Source organism: Desulfobulbus propionicus DSM 2032 (assembly GCF_000186885.1).
GTDB lineage: Bacteria > Desulfobacterota > Desulfobulbia > Desulfobulbales > Desulfobulbaceae > Desulfobulbus > Desulfobulbus propionicus.
Map to the genome: position 1 here is coordinate 1,832,043 of NC_014972.1, position 21,151 is coordinate 1,853,193.

At 63.7% G+C, this 21,151-nt stretch carries 14 protein-coding genes; 11 read left to right on the forward strand and 3 right to left on the reverse strand.

What is annotated here, in order from left to right:
• The first annotated feature begins 121 nt into the window (after positions 1–121).
• The 9 genes from DESPR_RS07965 (at position 122) to DESPR_RS08005 (ending at position 12,521) form a co-directional block, all read left to right on the forward strand.
• Positions 122–814 (forward strand): redox-sensing transcriptional repressor Rex, encoded by a 693-nt coding sequence (locus DESPR_RS07965; protein ID WP_015724291.1) that lies wholly within the window; start codon positions 122–124, stop codon positions 812–814.
• Entirely contained in the window at positions 811–1,326 is a 516-nt protein-coding gene (locus DESPR_RS07970) for an NADH-quinone oxidoreductase subunit NuoE family protein (protein ID WP_015724292.1), read from the forward strand. Before DESPR_RS07965 ends, DESPR_RS07970 begins: the two co-directional genes overlap by 4 nt.
• On the forward strand, positions 1,323–3,224 hold the full coding sequence (locus DESPR_RS07975; protein WP_015724293.1) for an NADH-ubiquinone oxidoreductase-F iron-sulfur binding region domain-containing protein: 1,902 nt from the start codon (positions 1,323–1,325) through the stop codon (positions 3,222–3,224). Before DESPR_RS07970 ends, DESPR_RS07975 begins: the two co-directional genes overlap by 4 nt.
• Entirely contained in the window at positions 3,221–5,272 is a 2,052-nt protein-coding gene (locus DESPR_RS07980; protein WP_015724294.1) for a [FeFe] hydrogenase, group A, read from the forward strand. Before DESPR_RS07975 ends, DESPR_RS07980 begins: the two co-directional genes overlap by 4 nt.
• A 356-nt stretch (positions 5,273–5,628) precedes the next feature.
• Positions 5,629–7,047, forward strand: coding sequence for an aspartate ammonia-lyase (locus tag DESPR_RS07985; RefSeq protein ID WP_015724295.1), 1,419 nt, complete (start codon positions 5,629–5,631; stop codon positions 7,045–7,047).
• A gap of 4 nt (positions 7,048–7,051) precedes the next feature.
• Positions 7,052–8,302, forward strand: coding sequence for a [FeFe] hydrogenase H-cluster maturation GTPase HydF (hydF, locus tag DESPR_RS07990; RefSeq protein WP_015724296.1), 1,251 nt, complete (start codon positions 7,052–7,054; stop codon positions 8,300–8,302).
• A gap of 2 nt (positions 8,303–8,304) precedes the next feature.
• Positions 8,305–9,618, forward strand: a complete 1,314-nt coding sequence (gene hydE, locus DESPR_RS07995) for a [FeFe] hydrogenase H-cluster radical SAM maturase HydE (RefSeq protein ID WP_169701566.1) — start codon at positions 8,305–8,307, stop codon at positions 9,616–9,618.
• The gene (locus DESPR_RS08000; RefSeq protein ID WP_015724298.1) at positions 9,611–11,350 is read left to right on the forward strand and encodes a [Fe-Fe] hydrogenase large subunit C-terminal domain-containing protein; all 1,740 of its coding nucleotides are present in this window, start codon (positions 9,611–9,613) and stop codon (positions 11,348–11,350) included. Before hydE ends, DESPR_RS08000 begins: the two co-directional genes overlap by 8 nt.
• Positions 11,340–12,521 carry a SpoIIE family protein phosphatase gene (locus DESPR_RS08005; RefSeq protein ID WP_015724299.1) on the forward strand — a complete coding sequence of 394 codons (1,182 nt, stop codon included), beginning with the start codon at positions 11,340–11,342 and terminating at the stop codon, positions 12,519–12,521. Before DESPR_RS08000 ends, DESPR_RS08005 begins: the two co-directional genes overlap by 11 nt.
• 23 nt (positions 12,522–12,544) lie before the next feature.
• On the opposite strand, the gene DESPR_RS17215 is transcribed toward DESPR_RS08005, so the two are convergent.
• The 3 genes from DESPR_RS17215 to hrpA all read right to left on the reverse strand — a co-directional run bounded on the left by DESPR_RS17215 (position 12,545) and on the right by hrpA (position 17,707).
• The gene (locus DESPR_RS17215; RefSeq protein WP_015724300.1) at positions 12,545–13,471 is read right to left on the reverse strand and encodes a YcbK family protein; all 927 of its coding nucleotides are present in this window, start codon (positions 13,469–13,471) and stop codon (positions 12,545–12,547) included.
• Positions 13,472–13,557: 86 nt separating this feature from the next.
• A complete protein-coding gene (locus DESPR_RS08015; RefSeq protein ID WP_015724301.1) occupies positions 13,558–13,851 on the reverse strand; it encodes a hypothetical protein in 294 nt (97 codons plus the stop codon).
• 118 nt (positions 13,852–13,969) lie between these two features.
• Positions 13,970–17,707 carry an ATP-dependent RNA helicase HrpA gene (hrpA, locus tag DESPR_RS08020; protein WP_169701567.1) on the reverse strand — a complete coding sequence of 1,246 codons (3,738 nt, stop codon included), beginning with the start codon at positions 17,705–17,707 and terminating at the stop codon, positions 13,970–13,972.
• Between the two features lie 132 nt (positions 17,708–17,839).
• Here hrpA and galU point away from each other — a divergent pair, with 132 nt between their 5' ends.
• Both galU and priA read left to right on the forward strand, forming a co-directional pair.
• Positions 17,840–18,721 carry a UTP--glucose-1-phosphate uridylyltransferase GalU gene (galU, locus tag DESPR_RS08025; RefSeq protein WP_015724303.1) on the forward strand — a complete coding sequence of 294 codons (882 nt, stop codon included), beginning with the start codon at positions 17,840–17,842 and terminating at the stop codon, positions 18,719–18,721.
• Between the two features lie 23 nt (positions 18,722–18,744).
• The gene (gene priA / locus DESPR_RS08030; protein WP_015724304.1) at positions 18,745–21,048 is read left to right on the forward strand and encodes a replication restart helicase PriA; all 2,304 of its coding nucleotides are present in this window, start codon (positions 18,745–18,747) and stop codon (positions 21,046–21,048) included.
• The last annotated feature ends 103 nt before the right edge of the window (positions 21,049–21,151 follow it).

Genomic DNA, 21,151 nt, shown 5'->3' on the forward strand with positions numbered 1-21,151 from the left:
GTAACGTCTTATTTTGTCATAATAAATATCGAGAATTAATTCTCGATAGCAATCACCCCGACAAAGCGGGGCGCAGGGTAATCGGTATTTCATTCTTCATTCATGCTCAAGGGTGCGGGATATGGAAAACAAGACAGTACGGCCGATCCGGAAGAGTGAAAAGGGCGTGCCGGAGCCGACACTGCGTCGTTTGCCGTTGTATTACCGCCTCTTGAAACAGTTGCGCGAGGTCGGTCGCTCCGGCGTCTCCTGCACCATGATCGGCACCGAACTCAAGCTCGATGCCACTCAGGTTCGCAAAGACATCGAGATGACCGGCACCGTGGGACGGCCGAAGGTGGGATACGATGTCAACGAGCTAATCTGCGCCATCGAAAAATTTCTCGGTTGGGACATCTCCACCGAGGCCTTTCTCGTCGGTGCGGGCAGCCTGGGGGAAGCGCTGATGGGCTACCCCGGCTTTGCCGAGTGCGGTCTTGATATCGTGGCCGCCTTCGATGTCGACCCGAACAAATGCCATCGGGTCATTCACGGCAAGCATGTCCGCCACATCAGCAAGCTGCCCGGCCTGATGCGCCGAATGCGCGTTCGTTTCGGGATTATCACTGTTCCCGCGTCCGAGGCCCAGCAGGCGGCCGACTTGCTGGTCGAGGGCGGGGTATTGGCCATTTGGAATTTTGCCCCGGCAAAGATACACGTGCCGGACCGTGTCATTGTGACCAACGAAGATCTGTACTGCTCGCTGGCCGTCCTGTCGCAAAAAATGACCAGGAAGCTGGCCGAGTCCCGTTCAAAAGGAGTATCCAAATCATGACCACACTTGAGCAGGATGCCGTATCGCAAACGCCTGCGCGCCGTTACGAAAAAGTTTGCACGATCCTTGAACAGCACGACAACCAACCACAACGACTGATTCCTATCCTTCAAGCCGTCCAGGAGGAGTACCGCTATCTGCCCGAAGACGTGCTCACTTTTGTCGCCGCCGGCCTTGATGTGCCGCCGGCGCGTGTCTACGGCGTGGCTACCTTCTATTCCCACTTCGCCCTCGAACCCAAGGGCAAGTACTGCATCCGCTTGTGCGACGGCACCGCCTGCCATGTCAAACGTTCCATTCCCATCCTGGAGGCCATCTACAAGCGGCTGGGCCTGTCCAGCAAGCGCACCACCACCGAGGACATGCTGTTCACCGTGGAGACCGTCGCTTGTCTCGGCGCCTGCGGCCTGGCGCCGGTGGTGGTGATCAACGAGGAGGTGCATGGCCAGATGACGCCTGAAGCAGCCATTCAACTCATCAACGAGATCGAGGAGCGGGAGAAGGTATCATGAACACCATGCAACAAACAGTGAATAATGCCGACCCGTTGATGGGTGCCCAACGACGGGTGGTGATCTGCGCCGGCACCGGCTGCGTCGCCAACGGCGCCATGAAGGTCCATGCCGCCTTTCAGCAGCGGATGGCCGAGAAGAATCTACCCTTTGTCCTCGAACTCCGGGAAGAAAACGACAATAGCGGCAAGACCGCCTTCACCCGCAGCGGCTGTCAGGGGTTCTGTCAGATGGGGCCGCTGGTGACGGTCCTGCCGGAGAACATCCTCTACACCCAGGTCAAACCGGCCGATATCGACGAAATCATCGAGACCAGCCTGATCGGCGGCGGGGTCGTCGAGCGGCTGTTGTACAGCGAGCCAGGCAACGGGCACGCGTGCAAGGGCACCGACGACATCCCCTTCTACACCCGCCAGCAGCGGTTCGTGCTCGGCGACTGCGGCACCATCGATCCGGAAAGCATTGACGAATACCTGCGCAACGGCGGCTATGAGGCGGCCAAGAAGGCTTTTCTGCAGATGTCGCCCGAGGCGATCTGCACCGAGATCTCCGAATCCGGCCTGCGCGGCCGAGGCGGCGGCGGCTTTCCCACCGGCCGCAAGTGGGAGGCGGCCCGCCGTCAGGCAGGAGACAAGAAGTATGTCATCTGTAACGCCGACGAGGGCGACCCCGGTGCGTTCATGAACCGCAGCGTCATGGAGGGCAACCCCCACAGCGTCATCGAAGGTCTGATGATCGCCGCCCGGGCCATCGGCGCCGACGAGACCCTGGTCTATGTGCGCGCCGAGTATCCGTTGGCGGTCGAACGCATGCGGCGTGCGGTCAAGGATGCCACCGCCCGTGGCATTCTCGGCGAAAACGTCTTTGGTTCCGGACTCAACATCAGCTGCGAGATCATGGAAGGGGCGGGTGCCTTTGTCTGCGGCGAGGAGACGGCGATGATCGCCTCCATCGAGGGGCAGCGCGGCATGCCCCGGCCCAAGCCGCCGTTTCCGGCGCAAAGCGGTTTGTGGGGCAAGCCGACCATCATCAACAACGTCGAGACCCTCGCCCACGCGGTACGCATTGTCCGCGAAGGGGCCATCCGTTTCCGCCAACTGGGCACCCCTGGTTCCCCGGGCACCAAGACTTTTGCCCTCACCGGCCATGTGGCCAACACCGGTCTGATCGAGGTGCCGTTTGGCACCACCCTGCGGGAGATCGTCCACAACATCGGCGGCGGCGTCACCAAGAGTGACGGCAGCATCGATCCTACCGGGTTCAAGGCGGTGCAGATCGGCGGGCCTTCGGGCGGCTGTCTGACCCAGGAGCACCTCGATCTGCCCATGGATTTCGACTCCTTGCGCACCGTGGGCGCCATGGTGGGCAGCGGCGGCCTGGTGGCCATGAACCAGGACACCTGCATGGTGTCGGTGGCCCGGTTCTTCATGGAGTTCACCCAGCGCGAGAGCTGCGGCAAGTGCGTGCTCTGCCGGGAGGGTACCCGCCAGATGCTGGCCCTGATGGACGACATCATCGAGGGGCGGGCCGACGAGACCACCCTGCCGCTGCTCAGGGAACTGGCCGTGGCGGTGCAGAAGGGCTCGCTGTGCGGCCTGGGCAAGACCGCGCCCAATCCGGTGCTCTCCACCCTGCGTCATTTTCCGGAAGAGTACGAGGCTCATGTCCGCGACAAGGTCTGTCCGGCCGGTCAGTGCAAGGCCCTACTCAAGCCGTGGATCAATGCCGAGAAGTGCAAGGGCTGCGGCAAGTGCGCCAAGAAATGCCCGGTGGAGGCGATCAGCGGCGAACTCAAACAGCCGCATGTGATCGATCAGGACAAGTGTATCAAGTGCGGGGCCTGCCTGCAGTCCTGCAAATTCGGGGCAGTCGAGGGATTGCAAGGAGGTCAGGCATGATGAAGACGAAAACCGCCGCCCTCACCATTGACGGCCGCAAGGTGGCCATCGAGGGCGAGAAGAACCTGTTGGAGCTGGTGCGCAAGGCGGGCATCGACCTGCCCACCTTCTGTTATCACTCCGACCTGAGCGTTTACGGCGCCTGCCGCCTCTGTCTGGTCGACGTCGAGGGCCGCGGCATTCTCGGCGCCTGTTCGACCCCGCCGGAGCCGGGGTTGGTGGTGCGCACCAACACCGAGGAGCTGCGCGAGATCCGCAAGATTTCAGTGGAACTGCTCCTGGCCAATCACGACCGGGAGTGCACCAGCTGCGTGCGCAGCGGCTCCTGTCAGTTGCAGGACATCGCCCGCCGGCTGGGGATCACCAAGATCCGCTACCGCTCCATCCACCAGCCCAAACCGGTGGATACCTCCAGTCCGTCGCTGATCCGTGATCCCAACAAGTGCGTGCTCTGCGGCGACTGTGTCCGCTTCTGCGATGAGATTCAGAGTATCGGCGCCATCGATTTCGCTTTCCGGGGTCACGATGCCATGGTGCTGCCTGCCTTTGGCCATGATCTCGGCACCACCGAGTGCGTCAACTGCGGTCAGTGTGCCTCGGTCTGCCCCACCGGCGCCCTGGCACCGGCCTCGGAGATCGATGCGGTGTGGAAGGCGATCCACGATCCCAACACCGTGGTGGTGGCTCAGATCGCCCCGGCGGTGCGGGTGGCCATCGGCGAGCAGTTCGGTCTGGAGTACGGGCTCAACACCACCGGCCAGGTGGTGGCGGCCATGAAGCGGATGGGGTTTAACATCGTCTACGACACCAGCTTCACCGCCGACCTCACCGTGGTCGAGGAGGCGGGTGAGTTCATGGCCCGCAAGACCAACGGCGAGCGATTGCCGCTGTTCACCAGCTGTTGCCCGGGCTGGGTCAAGTTTGCCGAGCAGTATTTCCCGCAGCTCTTGGGTAACCTCAGCTCCTGCCGTTCGCCGCAGCAGATGATGGGGTCCATGGTCAAGCACACCCTGCCGGCGCAGCTCGGTCGGGAGCGCAAGGATGTGGTCATGGTGTCGATCATGCCCTGCACGGCCAAGAAGTTCGAGGCCAAACGGCCGGAGTTCAAGACCGGTGGCTCGCCGGACGTGGATTTCGTCCTCACCACCCAGGAACTGGCGAGGATGATCGAGGAGTCGGGTCTGAGCCTCAACAAGCTCAATCCGGCCAGCTTCGACATGCCCATGGGTTTCAAGACCGGTGCCGGGGTCATCTTCGGCAACTCCGGCGGCGTCACCGAGGCAGTGCTGCGTTATGCGGTGGGCAAGATCACCGGCCAGAACCCGGTCGATCCTGAGTTCGAGGAGATCCGCGGCGAAGAGTCGCTACGCGTCATCCGCACCGAGGTCGGCGGCCTGGAGCTGAAACTGGCCATTGTCCACGGCCTGGGCAAGGCCCGCGAGGTGATGCACCAGATTCTCGACGGCTCGCTGATCGTCGATCTGGTCGAGGTCATGGCCTGTCCGGGCGGCTGCATCGGCGGCGCCGGCCAGCCGGTGGGCCGCGACATCGCCGAACGGCGGCGGGCGCGTACCGAATGGCTGTACAACACCGACCGGTTGCTCGATCTGCACTGCTCGCAGGAGAACCACTTCGTGAACGAGTGCTATCAGAAGTACTTGGGCGAACCGGGCAGTCGCGAGTCCCATCGTCTGCTCCATACCCACTACCACCACCGCCGCCGCACCGGCAGCGAGGAACTGGCCCTGGCCAAGGCCAAGGAGAGCGGCGACGGCGTGCTGACCGTGCGGGTCTGCGCCGGCACCGGCTGCTTTCTGCGCAACTCCCAGGCCATTATCCAGGGCCTGATGAAACATGTCGAGGCCAACGACCTCGACGACAAGGTCCAGGTGCAGGCTTCCTTCTGCTTCGAGATGTGCGGCGAGGGACCCAATGTGGCGGTGGGCGACACCATCATCAACCACGCCACCCTGGATGTGGTGATCAACGCCGTCCATGCCGAACTGGCACAGATGGCCTCGGGCCAGATGCAGGCCGACGCCTGCTGAGCACGGCATAAACGAGCGCTCCCGCCGGGATCTGTGCGGTATCCGGCGGGAGCTGTTCATTGATTCATGTTTCGCTCCTCCGTGGCGTGGCCGCTTTCGCGACAGGCGGCCGTGCCGCGGAGGAATTGCGCAGAAAAGGCATCCGGTCACGATGCTCAATAAATTCGACAACGCTCCCAGACTACTCCAAGATGCGCTGCGTGGACTCCGGTATGGGCTGATACCGGAGTCCTGTCGATTCGCTCCCCGTCCTTCTGATTTTCCCTTGGCCGCCCCCTTAGTCCGTCTTACTATTGGCCCATGATTGCCTCCATTTTCGTTCTTCACCTCTCTTTTCCCTTCCGAGAGTAACCGGTATGGCCACGACCCGACCCGAAACCGATTCCCTCGGCACGCGCGAGGTCCCTGCCGCACCCCTGTGGGGAATTCATACCCTCAGGGCCCTGGAGAATTTCCCGCTCACCGGCCGACCGATCCACCCCCTGTTGGTCCGGTCCCTCGGCCTGGTCAAGCTGGCCGCGGCCCAGACCAATCACCGGCTGGGCGCCTGGAGCGACGATGACGACAAAGCCTCTGCCATCCTGGCCGCCTGCACCGAGATGGCCGAGGGCGGCTTAGGATCGGCCATCGTGGTCGATGCCCTCCAGGGAGGGGCCGGCACCAGCGCCAACATGAATGTCAACGAGGTGCTGGCCAACCGGGCCCTGGAACTGCTGGGCTGTGGTCGGGGTGAGTACACCCGCGTCAATCCCCTCGATGACCTCAACCTCCACCAGTCGACCAACGATGTCTTTCCCACCGCCCTGAAAATCGCGGCCTTGCTCTCGCTCGACCGGCTGGAACAGCGGGTGGTGGCCCTGCAGGAGGCGCTACAGGAGCAGGAGCAGCGGTGGGCCCATGTGGTCAAGGTGGGCCGCACCGAAATGCAGGACGCGGTGCTGATCACCGTGGGTCGCGGCTTCGGCGCCTATGCCGAGGCCATCAATCGCGACCGCTGGCGCATCTCCAAATGCCGGGAGCGGCTGCGGGTGGTCAACCTCGGCGGTACCGCCGTGGGCACCGGTCTGGCCGCGCCGCGCCGCTATATCTTCGAGGTTACCGAGGCCCTGCGCCAGCTCACCGGGCTCAGTCTGGCCCGGGCCGAGAACCTGGTCGAGGCCACCCAGAATGTGGATGTCTTTGTCGAGGTCTCGGGTATCCTCAAGGCCCATGCCGCCAGCCTGTTGAAAATCTGCACCGATCTGCGTCTGCTCAGTTCCGGCCCGGACGCCGGTCTGGCCGAGATCCGCTTGCCTGCGCGTCAGGCCGGTTCCTCGATCATGCCGGGCAAGGTCAACCCGGTGATCCCCGAGGCGGTCAGTCAGGCGGCCATGCTGGTGATCGGCAACGACACGACCCTGACCCTGGCCTGCGCCTCGGGCAGCCTGGAACTCAATCCCTTTTTGCCGCTGGTGGCCCTGACCCTGCTCGACAACCTCGACCTGCTCGCCCAGGCTGACGACATCCTCTGTCGCCACTGCATAGTCGGCATCAAGGTCGACGAGGCGCGCTGCGCCCGTCAGGTGGAAAACTCCACCGCCTCGGCCACGGCCCTGCTGCCGGCCATCGGCCATGAACGGGCCGCGGAGATCGCGCGCAAGGCGGCGCACACCGGCACCAGTGTCCGTGAGCTGGCCCGCGAGGCCGGGATCAGCGACGTCCAGTTCGATCAACTCACCAGCGCCACCGCGGTCTGCCGCTTAGGCTTTGTCCCTCCCTCCACCGAAAAACGATAACATCATGTCGCAATCCGCACCCAAGGGCCTCCGCCTCCATATCGGCCTCTTTGGCCGCCGCAATGTCGGCAAGTCGAGTCTGCTCAACGCCATTACCCGCCAGCAGGTGGCCATCGTCTCCAACGTGGCCGGTACCACCACTGATCCGGTGGAAAAGCCGATGGAGCTGCTGCCGCTCGGGCCGGTGCTGTTCATCGATACCGCCGGCGTGGACGATGTCGGCGCGCTGGGCGAGATGCGCATCGCCCGCACCCGCGCGGTGTTCGACCGCACCGACCTGGGCATCCTCGTCGCGGCCGGCGGCGAGTGGGGCTCATTTGAAACCGAGTTGCTCGCCGCCCTGACCGCGCGCCAGGTCCCGGTGCTGGTGGTGATGAACAAGCTCGATCAGGGCCGCGCCAGCGACACCCTGACGGCCGAGCTGGCTGCCAAAAAGATCCCGCTGGTGCATACCGCCGCCCTCAACGGCGAGGGCATCGCCGAATTGAAACAGGCCATTGTCGCCCAGACCCCGGCCGATTTCCTCACCAGTCCGGCCATCATCTCCGATCTGGTCGGCCCCGGGGAGTTGGCGGTACTGGTGGTACCGATCGACAAGGAAGCGCCCAAGGGACGGCTGATCCTGCCCCAGGTACAGACCATCCGTGACCTGCTCGACGGCGATGCCATGAGCCTGGTGGTCAAGGAACGCGAACTGCGTCATGCCCTGGACCAGCTCACATCGCCCCCCAAGTTGGTGGTGACCGACTCGCAGGCCTTTCTCAAGGTGGCCGCCGACGTGCCGCCCGAGGTCAAGCTGACCAGCTTCTCCATCCTTTTTTCCCGCTGCAAGGGCGATCTGCTCACCCAGGTGGAAGGGGCCCTGGCCATTGACCGGTTGCAGCCCGGCGACCGGGTGCTGATGGCCGAGGCCTGCGCCCATCATCCCATCGGCGAGGATATCGGCCGGGTCAAGATTCCCCGTTGGCTGACCCAGTATGTCGGCGGCCAACTCGCGTTCACCCATGTCCAGGGCCATGATTTCCCGCCCGATCTGCACGAATACCAGTTGGTGATCCAGTGCGGCTCCTGCATGCTCAACCGTCGCGAGGTGCTCAGCCGCATCCTTCGCTGCCGCGAGGCCGGCGTGCCGATCACCAACTACGGTTTGGCGATTTCCTACAGCCTGGGCATCTTCACCCGAGCCCTGAGCCCCTTTCCCGCGGCCCTGGAACTCCTGCACAGTGCGGATCAGGGACGGTGCGAAGGGCGATGACCATGGATCGCAAAGAAATTCTTCATTGGTTGCGCTGCGACGACCCGAAGGAACTGGAGCAGCTGTGGCGCCTGGCCGACCGGGCCCGGCAACAGCACGTGGGCGAGGCCGTGCACCTGCGCGGCCTGGTCGAGATCTCCAACTACTGCGCCCGTTCCTGCCACTATTGCGGGTTGCGCGCCCCCAACCGTCAGGTCAGCCGCTACCGCTTGAGCGCCGAGGAGATCCTCGACTGCGCCGATCAGGCGGTCCGGCTCGGGTATGGCACCCTGGTGCTGCAGTCGGGCGAGGACGACCGCATCGAGGCCGAGTGGCTGGCCAGCCTGCTGCGGCACATCAAGGCCACCACGCCGCTGGCCCTGACGCTGAGCCTGGGCGAGCGGAGCGAGGACGACCTGCGCATCTGGCGGGAGGCCGGGGCTGATCGCTACCTGCTGCGCTTTGAAACCTCGGACCGCGCCCTCTACCGGGCCATCCACCCGGACCGGGGCGCCCGGGTGTCGGATCGGCTGGCCCTCCTCCGCCAGTTGAAGAGCCTGGGCTATGAGACCGGCAGCGGCGTCATGGTGGGGATTCCAGGGCAGAGTTATGCAATCCTGGCCGACGATATCCTCTTGTTTCGCGAGCTCGATCTCGACATGATCGGCATCGGCCCCTTTATCGCCCATCCGGATACACCCCTGGGGCAGGCCGCCTCGCCCCTGCCCGGTGAGACGCAGGTGCCGCCCTCCATCGGCATGACCTGCAAGGCCGTGGCCCTGGCCCGGATCCTGCGGCCGGACGCCAACATTCCGGCCACCACCGCGGTGGCGGTCATGGATGCCTGGCAGGGGAGGGAACTGGCCCTGCGCTGCGGGGCCAACGTGATCATGCCCAACCTGACGCCGGCCCGGTTTCGCGAACACTACACCATCTATCCGGGCAAGGCGGACCGGATCGAGGCGGCCGAGCAGAGCGATCAACAGATTCGCAGCCAGATCAAGGCCATGGGCCGTGGCATCGGTTCGGGTCAGGGCGGACGGAAAAGTGGAACCCAAACGGAACCGGCCGCGCCCGCCACCCTGCGCATCGCCGTGTGCATGGGCAGCTCCTGTTTCTCCCGGGGCAACAACAGCCAGGCGATCGACACCCTGCGCCACTGTGTCGAGGATGCCGGGTTGGTGCCGGACATCTCCGGCCATCTGTGCGAAAACCTCTGCACCCAGGGGCCGAACATCACCATCGGCGAGACGATCTACTCCAACGTGCAGCCGTCCTGTTTCCCCGAACTGCTCAAACACCACCTCGCCAGCACCAAGGAGGGACGCGATGGATAGACGCTCGCCCATCTATACCGAGAAACACGAGTGCCAGGACTGCTATAAGTGCGTTCGCCAATGCCCGGTCAAGGCCATCCGGGTGCAGGATGCCTATGCCACCATTGTCGACGAGATGTGCGTGTACTGCGGCATTTGTGTCTCCATCTGCCCCAACACCGCCAAGCATGTGCGCAACGATTTGCCCCGGGCCCGCCAACTGGTCAAGCTGCCGCCCCGGGTGCTGGTCTCGCTCGCCCCCTCGTGGATCACCGAATTCCCCAACATCGAGGCCGGTCAGCTGATCGCCGCCCTCAAACGGCTCGGCTTTGCCGCTGTCTCCGAGACCGCACTCGGCGCCCAGCAGGTCAGCGCCCATGTGGCCGAGACGCTGCGCGAACAGCCGGGCCAGATCCTGCTCAGCTCGGCCTGCCCGACCGTGGTGGCCTATATTCAGAAGCACCGGCCGCAGCTGGCCGGGGCCGTCACCGCGCTCCTCTCGCCCCTGCTGGCCCACTGCCGCATGCTCAAGCGCCACTATGGCGAAGAGAGCGCCATTGTTTTCATCGGCCCCTGCATCGCCAAGAAACTTGAGGCCGACGAACACCCGGACCTGCTCGATATCGCCCTGACCTTCGAGGATTTGCGCATCTGGATGGCGGCGGAGCGGATCGATCCCCGCGCCCTGACCCCGGCGACCGACGACCGGTTCGAGCCCCAGGCCGCCGAGGAGGGTGTGCTCTATCCGGTGGATGGCGGCATGATCGCCGGCATCCGCGCCCACTGCAGCGTTGATGACGGTGCGTTCATGAGTTTTTCCGGCTTGGCGGCGGTGGAGAACGCCCTCGACGGGCTGGAGGATCTGGACCCGATGCAGGGGTTGTTTCTGGAGTTGTTGGCCTGCGAGGGCGGCTGCATCAACGGCCCCAAGGTCACCCGGCCGGGCAGCACCGTGACCAAGCGGCAGCGGGTGCTGGCCCATGCCCGCTTCCCGGAGACGCAACCCGTGCCCCGACCGCCGGAGCTCGATATCCGCCGGTCTATCATGCCCCGGCCGCTCAGCCAGCCCACGCCCACCGAGACCCGCATCTCGGAAGTCCTGCGATCCATCGGCAAGCGCTCGATCGAGGACGAACTCAACTGCGGCGGTTGCGGCTACGACTCCTGCCGCGAATTCGGCAAGGCCCTGATCGCCCAGCGGGCCGAGCGGGCCATGTGCGTCTCCTGGATGCGGCAGCTGGCCTTCAAGAAGGCCAACGTGCTCATCCACAAGATGCCCTCGGCCGTGGTGATCGTCGATGGCGACCTGCGGGTGCTGGAATGCAACGCCGCCTTTGTGGCCATCATCAACCACCTGCGTCCGGTGTCGCTGCCGGCGGAACTGGAGGGAACGTCGGTGGCCGAGCTGCTGCCCTTCCATAACCTCTTTGCCAGCGTGCTCAAGAACGACATGGATATCCTCGACCGGGATATCCGTTTCCTCGATACCATCCTCCACCTGTCCATCTTCACCATCGACCCGCACGCAGTGGTCGGCGCCATCCTCCAGGACATCACCCGACCGGCGGTACAGAAGGAGCAGGTGATCCGGCGGGCCCGCGAGGTCATCCAGAAAAACCTGGCCACGGTGCAGAAGATCGCCTACCTGCTGGGCGAAAACGCGGCCGAATCCGAGGTCACCCTCAACAGCATCATCGAGTCGTTTTCGCCGGCCAAGATCGAAGGCGACGAGGGAGGCAGCCTTGGCGACTGAGACGGCCTTCATCGACGTCGACCATGCCCTGCGCTGCAAGCATCGCCAGTCGATCTGCGGTGATGTCTTTCTCAGTCATCGGATCAAGGAAGAGGGGCGGATCCTGGCGGTGCTTTCCGACGGCCTCGGTTCCGGGGTCAAGGCCTCGGTGTTGGCCAACCTCACCGCCGCCATGGCGCTCAAGTTCGCCTCCACCTGCACCGATCCCCGGGCGTGGGCGCGGTCGATCATGGATACCCTGCCGATCTGCGAGGTGCGCAAGATCAGTTACTCCACCTTCACCCTGATCGATCTCGACGAGAGCGGCGCCCTGCGCTTCATCGAACACGGCAACCCGCCGCTGGTGCTGCTGCGCGGCACGAGCGAGGTGGAGCTGCACCGGTCGCTGATCACCCTTGATCGGTGGAAGGATCGCCTGATCTATCACGGCCGGCTGCAACTGGCCATCGGCGACCGATTGCTCTGTTTTTCCGACGGCGTCACCCAATCGGGCATGGGACAACGGACCATGCCGCTCGGCTGGACCCGGGAGGAGGCGGTGGCCTGCGCCCAGGAGCTGATCCGTGCCGATGCGGATATCTCCTCGCGGCGGCTGACCGCGGCGCTGATGGAGCGGGCCCTGACCAACGACAGCGGCTGCGCCCGCGACGACACCAGCTGCGCGGTGATCCATTTCCGGGTGCCACGGCAGCTGTTGATCATGACCGGGCCGCCCTTTGCGCCGCAACGCGATTTCGAACTGGCACGGGCCGCCTCGACCTTTCCCGGCAAAAAGATCATCTGCGGCGGCACCACCGCGACCATCATCGGCCGCATTCTCCGCCGGCCGATCAGCGTCGATCTCACCCAGGCCGATACCGGCATGCCGCCGCCGGCGCGGATGGAGGGCATTGACCTGATCACCGAGGGGGCCTTGACCCTGGCCCACGTGGCCCAACTGCTGGCCACGGGCGTCACCGTCGAACGGCTGCCGAACAATCCGGCCGGGGACATCGTCCGTCTCATGTTCGGCAGCGATCTCATTCACTTTATCGTCGGCACCCGGATCAACGAGGCCCATCAGGACCCCAACACCCCGCAGGAACTCGATCTGCGCCGCAACATCGTCCGCCGCATCGTCTCGCTTCTTGAGGAAAAGTACCTCAACACCACGTCGGTCCGCTTTCTCTGACCCCTTTGGGGGAGGAGAGCGGCTCAGCGGCGCACTTCGACGGGATTGGAGAGAACCAGGTCGAGCATCTGGGGAAAGGGTTTGTTGCAGAAGGTCAGCTGGAGGGTGTATCGACCGCCGGACAGATCCGGCGGCAGGGTGGCGGTGAGGAAGCGGGAGGCCTTGCGGTTCTTGATCGGTACACAGTCGGTGCCGTTACTTTGGTCGAGGCTGACGGTGGCCACCGGCGGATGCGGACTGCCGGCCCGGAAGATCTGAACCGTCGGCCGCACTCCGAAATCAAAGGTGCTGACACTGGACAACGACAGTCGCACCTTTTCTCCCGGCCTGTAACGGTCAAAATCGGTGGCCAGGTGGAGGTGGCGGTTGTAATCCGGCTCCGGGGAACGGGTACCCGAGGTCGCCGCCTCCCAAAAGCGCGGCCGGCCGGCGTCGAAATGGACGGTCTTGCCGCCGTAATGACCGATGCCGCCGCAGTTTTTTTGCCGGATCGTTTCCCACAGCTGTTTCCCGTCCACCCCCTCCAGCCAGAAATCGAGTGCCAGACCGTCCATGTGGGTGCTGGTCCGGGCGGCATTGTTGCCCTGGGCGCGGATTTGGTCGTTGTATTCGGGGCTGCGGTAGGCGGATTCGATGTTGATCGTCTTGCCCGGCGCCATGCGCTCGGCAAAGTAGCTGAGCATGAACAGCATTCGCGGCGAGATGTGTTCGCCCTTCTCCTCGGTGGGGAAGCCGAACACCCAATCCACGGTGGCGAAATCACGTTCGTTGAACGATCCGTCCGGGTTGAGCAGGTGCACCCTGGCCTCGCGGTCGTTGCGCAGGTTCTTGAGGTGCATGGAACCGCTGCCCATGAGGAAGAAGCGTTCCGAGGGCTGGGTGGCAGTGCTGTCTGTCGCCTGAAACAACAGAAAAACAGTGTAAAGAAAAATAAAGATAATGTGTTGCATGAGATTGGTCGGGCGTTGGTGCGGTGGCCGTGTTCGCTGGCGGGAAGAATCCGTTTGCCTGCTGGTCGATGGGTGCTGCCCCCTTGTCAGGCGGGCAGATTTTCCACCACCACCCCTTTCAGCCGTATTCCCTTGACCAGATTGTCGCGGGTGTTTTGTTTGCTCTTGATCTGTAGCTGCAGCCAAGATCGCCATTCCTCCCGCTGCTGGGCCCGGGGCGAACCCGGTTCCAGGGGCGGACTGCTTTCCAGCTGCACGCGGACCTGCTGGATCTCCTCGGTCAGCCGGTCATACTGCTCCTGAAAAAAAGCCAGATCGCGGATGGTCTGGTAATCGATGGTAATGCTCTGATTGGTGATCTGTTTGGGGTCGTCGGTCATGCGCGTTCACCTCGCTGTGATGTCGATTGGGATGCGCCAACAACTGTAGGAGAAGAAACGAAAAAAGGCAACCGGCGTTTACTCTTCCCCTCGATTCACCTGTTTTTCCCTGGCAAGACTACTCCACCCTGCGGCAGACATTTTCCACTTCCCGCCATTTCTGCGCCAGTCGCTGTTCCGAGACCGGCTGGGCCGTGCCCAGTTCCGGGGCAAAGATCGACACTCGAAATTCCTCCAGCAACTCCACATATTCCTGCTGACAGACCCGGCAGGGCAGGGTGGGGCTGTTGAAGTGGCGCATCTGCTCCAGCCAGGCGAGCGGTTTGCGCAGCCGCTCGGCCTTTTTCTCGTCTTTGAGCGGCGAGTGCTCGGCCCGTTCGATACGCAGGGCCAGGGCCTGGAGGTAGCGCGGCTTGTGCCGCAGCTGTTCGGGCCGGAGGGTGTTGAGAAAATGCTCAGGCACGATCTGCTCCAGGGCGGCGAGATACTCTTGCTGCCGCTCGGGCTGAAAACTGCGGTTGGCCCGCGCCCGGCCGGCCCACTCCCTGATTCGGCTGTGCACCATGCGCCGCTGCTGCAGGGTGGCATGGACCTGGTCGAGCAGGGCGGTGGCAATGCGCACCACCCCCGACGCCACCGCCTGCTCCAGGGCGGCCTGGAACTGCGCCCGGCTGGGCAGTTGCCCCTCGTCAGTGGCAAAGACCGCGTCGAGGAGAAAGGCCTGGAGCGCGGCGCGCAGTTCGCTCGCCGAGGTCTTGGCCCCCAGGCTCAACCAGGAAGCGGAGTGGCTGGTGAGTGACCCCTTGCACAGCTTGCGCAGGGCGGTGATCTCCTTGGCGCAGTGGAGGCCATAGAGAAACTGCAGGCCGAGCCGATTGAGCCGCCGGCTCTGGGATTCGCTGTCGATATAGTGGAGCGAGACCGTGTTGCGGACTTCATCGACCGTGAGTGTCGGGAAGTAGAGCCCCACCACCCGGCCGCTCGCATCGGTGAGCGGCAATCTGGCCTCGATCTGGTCGAGGTCGTCGACCGTGATAGCCCGTGGCGGCGGCAGGGCCTGGCAACTGCGGGAGGCGGGGCCGGCTTGGGCCCGATCGAACTGGAGCAGCTCGTCAAAGACCCGGCTGGTCACGAGCTGCTCTCCCTGATCATCAACGAGGACAAAACGCATGCGCAGATGGGGCGGCAGGGTGTCGGCCTGCCAGTCGCTGCGCTGCACCGTCACCTGATAGCCTCTCAGGATGGCGCGTTCCAGCTCCTGGTAGAGCGACCCTTTGTACAGGGACAGGCTGTCCATGAGCCGGTCGACCGCATCCGGCAACGGCACCAGGCGGCGGCGCAGCTGCTTGGGCAGCCGCCGGCAGAGCAGTAGCAGTTTTTCCGGCAGCAGGCCGGGGACCAGCCATTCGAATAGTTGCGGGTTGAGATGGCCGAGCAGGGTGCGGGGGATGCGCACCGTGACTCCGTCGGCCGGATCGCCGGGGGCAAAGAGGTAGCGCAGTTCCAGCTCGAACTCACCGGCCCGCAGCGTGGCCGGGAACCGGTACAACTCCTCGCTATCGGGCACGGCCAGACAGATGTCCTCCTCGCGCATGCGCAGGAATGCATCGTTTTTTTTGCTCCGCAACAACCGGTTGAGGGTGAAGCGGTCGTAGACCTTGCCCAGGCGGGCATCGTAGAATTGGTAGAGCACCTCGTCGTCGACCACGATGTCGCGACGGCGGAACCGTTCCTCCATCTCCTGAAACCCGGCCACCAGGGCCACGTTGTGGTCGAGAAAGGGGTACTGGCCACCCAGCTGGTTGCCGATCAGGGCCGAGCGGATGAAGATGTCACGCGCCTCCAGCAGTGTCTTGTCGTTGATCCGGCCGTACTCGATTTTGCGGCCGGCGACGATGGTCAGGCCAAAGAGGCTGACCCGCTCCAGGGCCAGCACCTTGCCGCTGCGTTTCTCCCAGTGCGGCTCCGACCAGGAACGTTTGCACAGCGTGCCGCCCAACCGTTCCAGCCAGTCGACCTCGATCTCGGCCACGGTGCGGGCGAACAGCTGGGTCGTTTCCACGAACTCGGCGGCCACGGCCCACTGCGGCCCCTTGTTGTACAGGCCGGAGCCGGGAAAGAGGACCACCTCGCGGTTGCCGCTGCTGAGGTAGATGTTTTTCTCTTTTTTCAAGCAGATGTTGCGCAAAAAACCGCTGGCTAGGGCGATATGGATGGCCTCGAAGCCGGCGGGCTGTTCATTGACGCGCACCCCCTTGTGTTCCCGCAGCAGGCGGCTGATCTGTTCGTGCACGTCCATCCATTCGCGCATCCGCTGCCAGGAAAGAAAATGGGCCTTGCAGAAGCGCGACAGCCGCGATTTGGAAGGGGCTTCCCCGCCGGGCACAAAAAAACTGTTCCAGATATTGAGCAGGGTGAGGAAGTCGGACTTTTTATCGACGAACTGGCGATGAACCTCGTCGGCCTTGTGCTCCTTGTCCGGCGGCCGCACGCGCGGGTCCTGGATGGACAGGGCCGCGGCCAGGATGGTGATTTCGCGCACCGAACCAAGGGCCATGCTCTCGATGATGATCCGCGAGATGCGCGGATCGAGCGGCAGCCGGGCCATGAGCCGGCCGTTGGCCGTGAGGCGGTGCTCGCCGACCGTGGCTCCCAACTCCTTGAGCAGACGGTACCCCTCGCGGATGGCGGTGGATGGCGGGGCGTCGACAAAGGGAAAGCGGGCCGGGTCGCCCAGTTTGAGGCTGATCATCTGCAGGATGACCTCGGCCAGGTTGGCGCGCTGGATCTCCGGCAGGGTGAAGGGTTCGCGGGCGAGGAAGTCCTCCTCGCTGTAGAGACGGATGCAGGTGCCGGGCCCGGTGCGGCCGCAGCGGCCCCGGCGCTGCTCACAGCTCGCCCGGGAAATGCGGCTGACCTTGAGGCTGGTGGTGCCGGTGCGCGGATTGTAACGGGCAATGCGCGCCAGCCCGGTGTCGACCACGAAGCGGATACCCGGCACGGTGACCGAAGTCTCGGCCACATTAGTGGCGACGATGATCTTGCGGTGGGGCGAGGGCCGGAAGATCTTGCGCTGATCGGCGGCGGGCAGGCGGCCGAACAACGGCAAGAGCAGATGGCTGTCGCCCAGATGTTGCAGTCCGTCGAGGGTGTCGTTGATGTCGCGCTCGGTGGGCATGAACACCAGGATGTCGCCGCCCTGGGGCAGGGTGGCCAGTTCCTCGACCGCGGCAATGGCCTGATCCACATAGGAGAGTTCGGCCTCGTCCTCATCGATGGTCTCGCGGTACAGGGTGGTGATCGGGTAGGTGCGGCCGGACACGGTCATGACCGGCGCGCCGCCGAAATGGGTGCTGAACTTTTCCGCGTCGATGGTGGCCGAGCTGATGATCAGCTTCAGGTCCGGCCGGGACGGGAGCAGGTTCTTCAGGTAGCCGAGGAGAAAATCGATGTTGAGACTGCGCTCGTGAGCCTCGTCGACGATCAGGGTGTCGTACTGGGCCAACTGCGGGTCCTGGCGGGTCTCGGCCAGGAGCACGCCGTCGGTCATGAACTTGATCAGGGTTTCTTTCGAGGTCTGGTCGTGGAAACGGATCTTGTAGCCGACCCGGTCCGGGGCGCGCAGTTCCTCGGCCACCCGGTCGGCCACCGAGAGGGCGGCGATGCGGCGCGGCTGGGTGCAGCCGATCATGCCGGTCGCGCCCCGGTCGGCCTCAATGCACATTTTTGGGAGTTGGGTGGTCTTGCCGCTGCCGGTGTCGCCGATGATGATCAGCACCTGATGTTCGCGAATAGCGGCGACGATCGATTCCCGTTGCTCGCTGACCGGCAATTCGGGGGGGTAAGAAAGCTGCATGAAATTATGGAAATATTCTTGAGGATGCCGGTCCGTTCGGAGTACAATCATTGAACGTGCCGCCTGTTCAGGGCTCTATACCTGAATTTCCCGGCCATCACATCTGAAATATCATCGCACAGCGAGGAGCACATGAAAGCGATCAGAAAGGCTGTCATCCCGGTCGCGGGACTGGGAACACGATTTTTACCCGCCACCAAGGCCATTCCCAAGGAAATGCTCACCATCGTCGATCGGCCGACCATCCAATACATTGTCGAAGAGGCCGTGGCCTCGGGCATCGAGGAGATCATCCTGGTGACTAGCGCCGGCAAATCGGCCATCGAGAACCACTTTGACTATGACTTCCAACTGGATACGGTGCTCAAGGACCGCAACAAGGTTCAGTTGCGCGAAGAGCTCAACAACATCTCCAACCTGATCGACATCATCTCGGTACGGCAGAAGGAGCCGCTGGGCTTGGGCCATGCCATCTGGATGGCGCGCAACGTGGTCGGCGACGAACCCTTCATGGTGTTGCTCGGCGATGACCTGGTGATGAGCAAGGTGGCCTGCTGCAAGCAGATGATTCAGCTCTACGAGCAGGTGGGCGAGTCGATTGTCGCCGTGCAGCGGGTGCCGATGGAGGAGACCCATCAGTATGGTATTGTCGAGGGATCGCCCACCGAGCAGGAACGGACCTACAAGGTCGACCGGATGGTGGAGAAACCGGCGCCGGGCACCTGCAACTCGGACATGGCGATCATCGGCCGTTACCTGTTGATGCCGGAGATTTTCGAACTGCTGGAGCGGACCACCCCCGGTCACGGCGGCGAGATCCAGCTGACCGACGCCCTGCTGGCTCTGTCCAACAAACGGGCCATGTATGCCTATGAATTTGTCGGCAAACGCTACGATGCCGGCGACAAGCTCGGCTACCTCAAGGCTATCGTCGATTTCGGCCTCAGCCACAACAGTTTGGGCAAGCCGTTCCGCGAGTATCTGCGCAAGGTGTGCGCCGAATTGGGGCAGTGAGCTGTTTGCCGAGTTGAGCGCCGGTGGAGCTGACCTACGAGGTTGCCGTTGACGCACCGCTTGCCACCCCCCTGACCTACAGCCAGCCCGCCGGGAGAACAACACCCATCCCGGCGGGCTGTTGCGTTCGCGTGCCCCTAGGCAGGCGGAAGGTGATTGGCTATGTGCTCGGACCGGCCTCCCTAACGGACCCGGCGGGTGCCGAGCCCGCGTTTGCGGTCAAGGCCATCGCCGAGGTGATCGACGAGACGCCGCTCTTTCCGCAGACTCTTATTCCTTTTTATCGCTGGATCGCCCGGTATTATCACCACCCGTTGGGCAATGTGCTGCGCACCGCCCTGCCGCTGGCACCCACTTCGCGAAGCGGTCGGCGGGTTAGTGCCAAAACCAGGAAGACGTTGACCCCCGGCCCGGTACTGCTGTCGCCGCTGCAATCAGGGGGAACAACAGAGGAGGTACTCGCCGCTGTTGAGTACAGTCTTGATGGCCGGCTCAAAAATGCCGAACACAAGGCTCTGTCGCTGTTTCTCGATGACCTGCGATCAGGCGGGAACCGGCCGGTGCCGCGATCCCTGTTGCTGCGCCGTTATCCGGGTGCCGGTCCCCGGCTTACCCGGCTCGTCGATCTCGGTGTTCTCTGTTCGGTCAACGAGCGGGTGTATCGTGACCCTTTTGGCCAAACGCCCGTCTTCCATCCCCGGCCGGCACAACTCACCGACGAGCAACAGCAGGTGCTGGAGGCGCTCCTCCCTGCCATGGACCGGGCTGCCTTTGCCCCGTTTGTTCTTTTTGGCGTCACCGGCTGCGGCAAGACCGAGGTCTATCTGCGGCTGGTGGAACATGCCTTGACCCGCGGGAAAACCGCCTTGGTCCTGGTGCCTGAAATCGCGCTTGCCTCCCAGCTGGAGGCTCATTTTTATAGTCGTTTCGGTGCGCGCTTGGCCGTGCTGCACAGCGGCCTGAGCGATGGCGAGCGTTTTGACCAGTGGCACAACGTGCTGACCGGTGAGGCCAGGGTGGTTTTGGGGGCGCGATCGGCGGTGTTCGCCCCCCTCGAACATGTGGGCGTGGTCATTGTCGACGAGGAGCACGAACCGGCCTACAAGCAGGAGGACGGTCTGCGCTATAACGGCCGCGATCTGGCGGTGCTTCGGGCAAAGATGGCCGAGTGTCCGGCGGTACTCGGCTCGGCCACGCCCTCGGTGGTCAGTTATCACCACTGTCTGCACGGCAAGTACACCTTGTTGACCATGCGCAAGCGGGTGGCGGAGCAACCCTTGCCCACGGTGGAGCTCGTCGACCTCGCGGCCACAGAGCGTTCCCGGCCTGATCTGGCCTTTTCGGACCGGTTGATCAATGCGATGGCCCAGACCTTGGAACAGGGCCAGCAGACCTTGCTGTTCGTCAACCGTCGCGGCTTTTCGTCGTCCATGCTCTGCCGTGACTGTGGCGCCATCCTCCAGTGCCGGCACTGTCAGGTGTCCATGACCCTGCATCGCAGCCGCAACCTGCTGATGTGCCATTACTGTGGCTCCACCCAGCATCCGAGCACGCTCTGCCCTGCCTGTGGCTCTCCGCGGCTCTCGGGGGTCGGTATCGGTTCGGAACGGATCGAAGAGGAGGTACGGCAACTGTTCCCCGAGGCCCGCATCGCCCGTCTGGACAGCGACACCACCGCCAACCGCCGACACTATCTGGCCACGCTTCAAGCGGTGCGCACTCGTCAGGTTGACATGCTCATCGGCACCCAGATGATCGCCAAGGGGTTGCATTTTCCTCACATGACCCTGGTCGGGGTGGTCTGGGCCGACGCGGGACTGGCAATGCCCGATTACAAAGCAGCGGAGCGCACCTACTCCCTGCTGGCCCAGGTGACCGGCAGGGCAGGGCGGGGAGCCGATCCGGGCCGGGTGATCATCCAGACCTATCAGCCGAGCCATTACAGCGTGCGCCTGGCCCAGCATCACGACTACGAAGCCTTTTTCGCCCAGGAGATCGCGGTTCGCCGGCCCTTGGGCTATCCGCCTTTTTCCCGGCTGGTCAATATCCGATTCAGCGGCCTGAAGGAGCAGCAGGTGGCACAAGCCGCCGGTCGGGTTGCCGAGTTTCTTCGCCGTCAATACGGCAACAACCAGGTGGATGTCCTTGGGCCGTCACCGGCGCCCCTGGTCAAACTGAAAGACCGCACTCGCTGGCAACTGCTCCTCAAAAGCGGATCGTCAGCCCTGCTGCAGGCCATGTGTGAGGCGCTGTTGGCTGAAAAGGCCGAGCTGTGTCCGCGATCGGTGAGCATGAGCCTTGATGTCGATCCGGAAAATATGATGTGACCACGCCAGTCGCAAAGGCCGGCTGGTTGATATAAAAAAACGCCCCGGCGGCAAGGAGGGAGGAAACCGCCGGGGCGACAGGAGGGCGTTGGGAAGTGCGAAA

What these genes read in the sequence shown, in the direction of transcription:
- DESPR_RS07965 (WP_015724291.1), top strand. Translation starts at nt 122, where the DNA reads ATGGAAAACAAGACAGTACGGCCGATCCGGAAGAGTGAAAAGGGCGTG.
- DESPR_RS07970 (WP_015724292.1), top strand. Translation starts at nt 811, where the DNA reads ATGACCACACTTGAGCAGGATGCCGTATCGCAAACGCCTGCGCGCCGT.
- DESPR_RS07975 (WP_015724293.1), top strand. Translation starts at nt 1,323, where the DNA reads ATGAACACCATGCAACAAACAGTGAATAATGCCGACCCGTTGATGGGT.
- DESPR_RS07980 (WP_015724294.1), top strand. Translation starts at nt 3,221, where the DNA reads ATGATGAAGACGAAAACCGCCGCCCTCACCATTGACGGCCGCAAGGTG.
- DESPR_RS07985 (WP_015724295.1), top strand. Translation starts at nt 5,629, where the DNA reads ATGGCCACGACCCGACCCGAAACCGATTCCCTCGGCACGCGCGAGGTC.
- hydF (WP_015724296.1), top strand. Translation starts at nt 7,052, where the DNA reads ATGTCGCAATCCGCACCCAAGGGCCTCCGCCTCCATATCGGCCTCTTT.
- hydE (WP_169701566.1), top strand. Translation starts at nt 8,305, where the DNA reads ATGGATCGCAAAGAAATTCTTCATTGGTTGCGCTGCGACGACCCGAAG.
- DESPR_RS08000 (WP_015724298.1), top strand. Translation starts at nt 9,611, where the DNA reads ATGGATAGACGCTCGCCCATCTATACCGAGAAACACGAGTGCCAGGAC.
- DESPR_RS17215 (WP_015724300.1), bottom strand. Translation starts at nt 13,471, where the DNA reads ATGCAACACATTATCTTTATTTTTCTTTACACTGTTTTTCTGTTGTTT.
- DESPR_RS08015 (WP_015724301.1), bottom strand. Translation starts at nt 13,851, where the DNA reads ATGACCGACGACCCCAAACAGATCACCAATCAGAGCATTACCATCGAT.
- hrpA (WP_169701567.1), bottom strand. Translation starts at nt 17,707, where the DNA reads ATGCAGCTTTCTTACCCCCCCGAATTGCCGGTCAGCGAGCAACGGGAA.
- galU (WP_015724303.1), top strand. Translation starts at nt 17,840, where the DNA reads ATGAAAGCGATCAGAAAGGCTGTCATCCCGGTCGCGGGACTGGGAACA.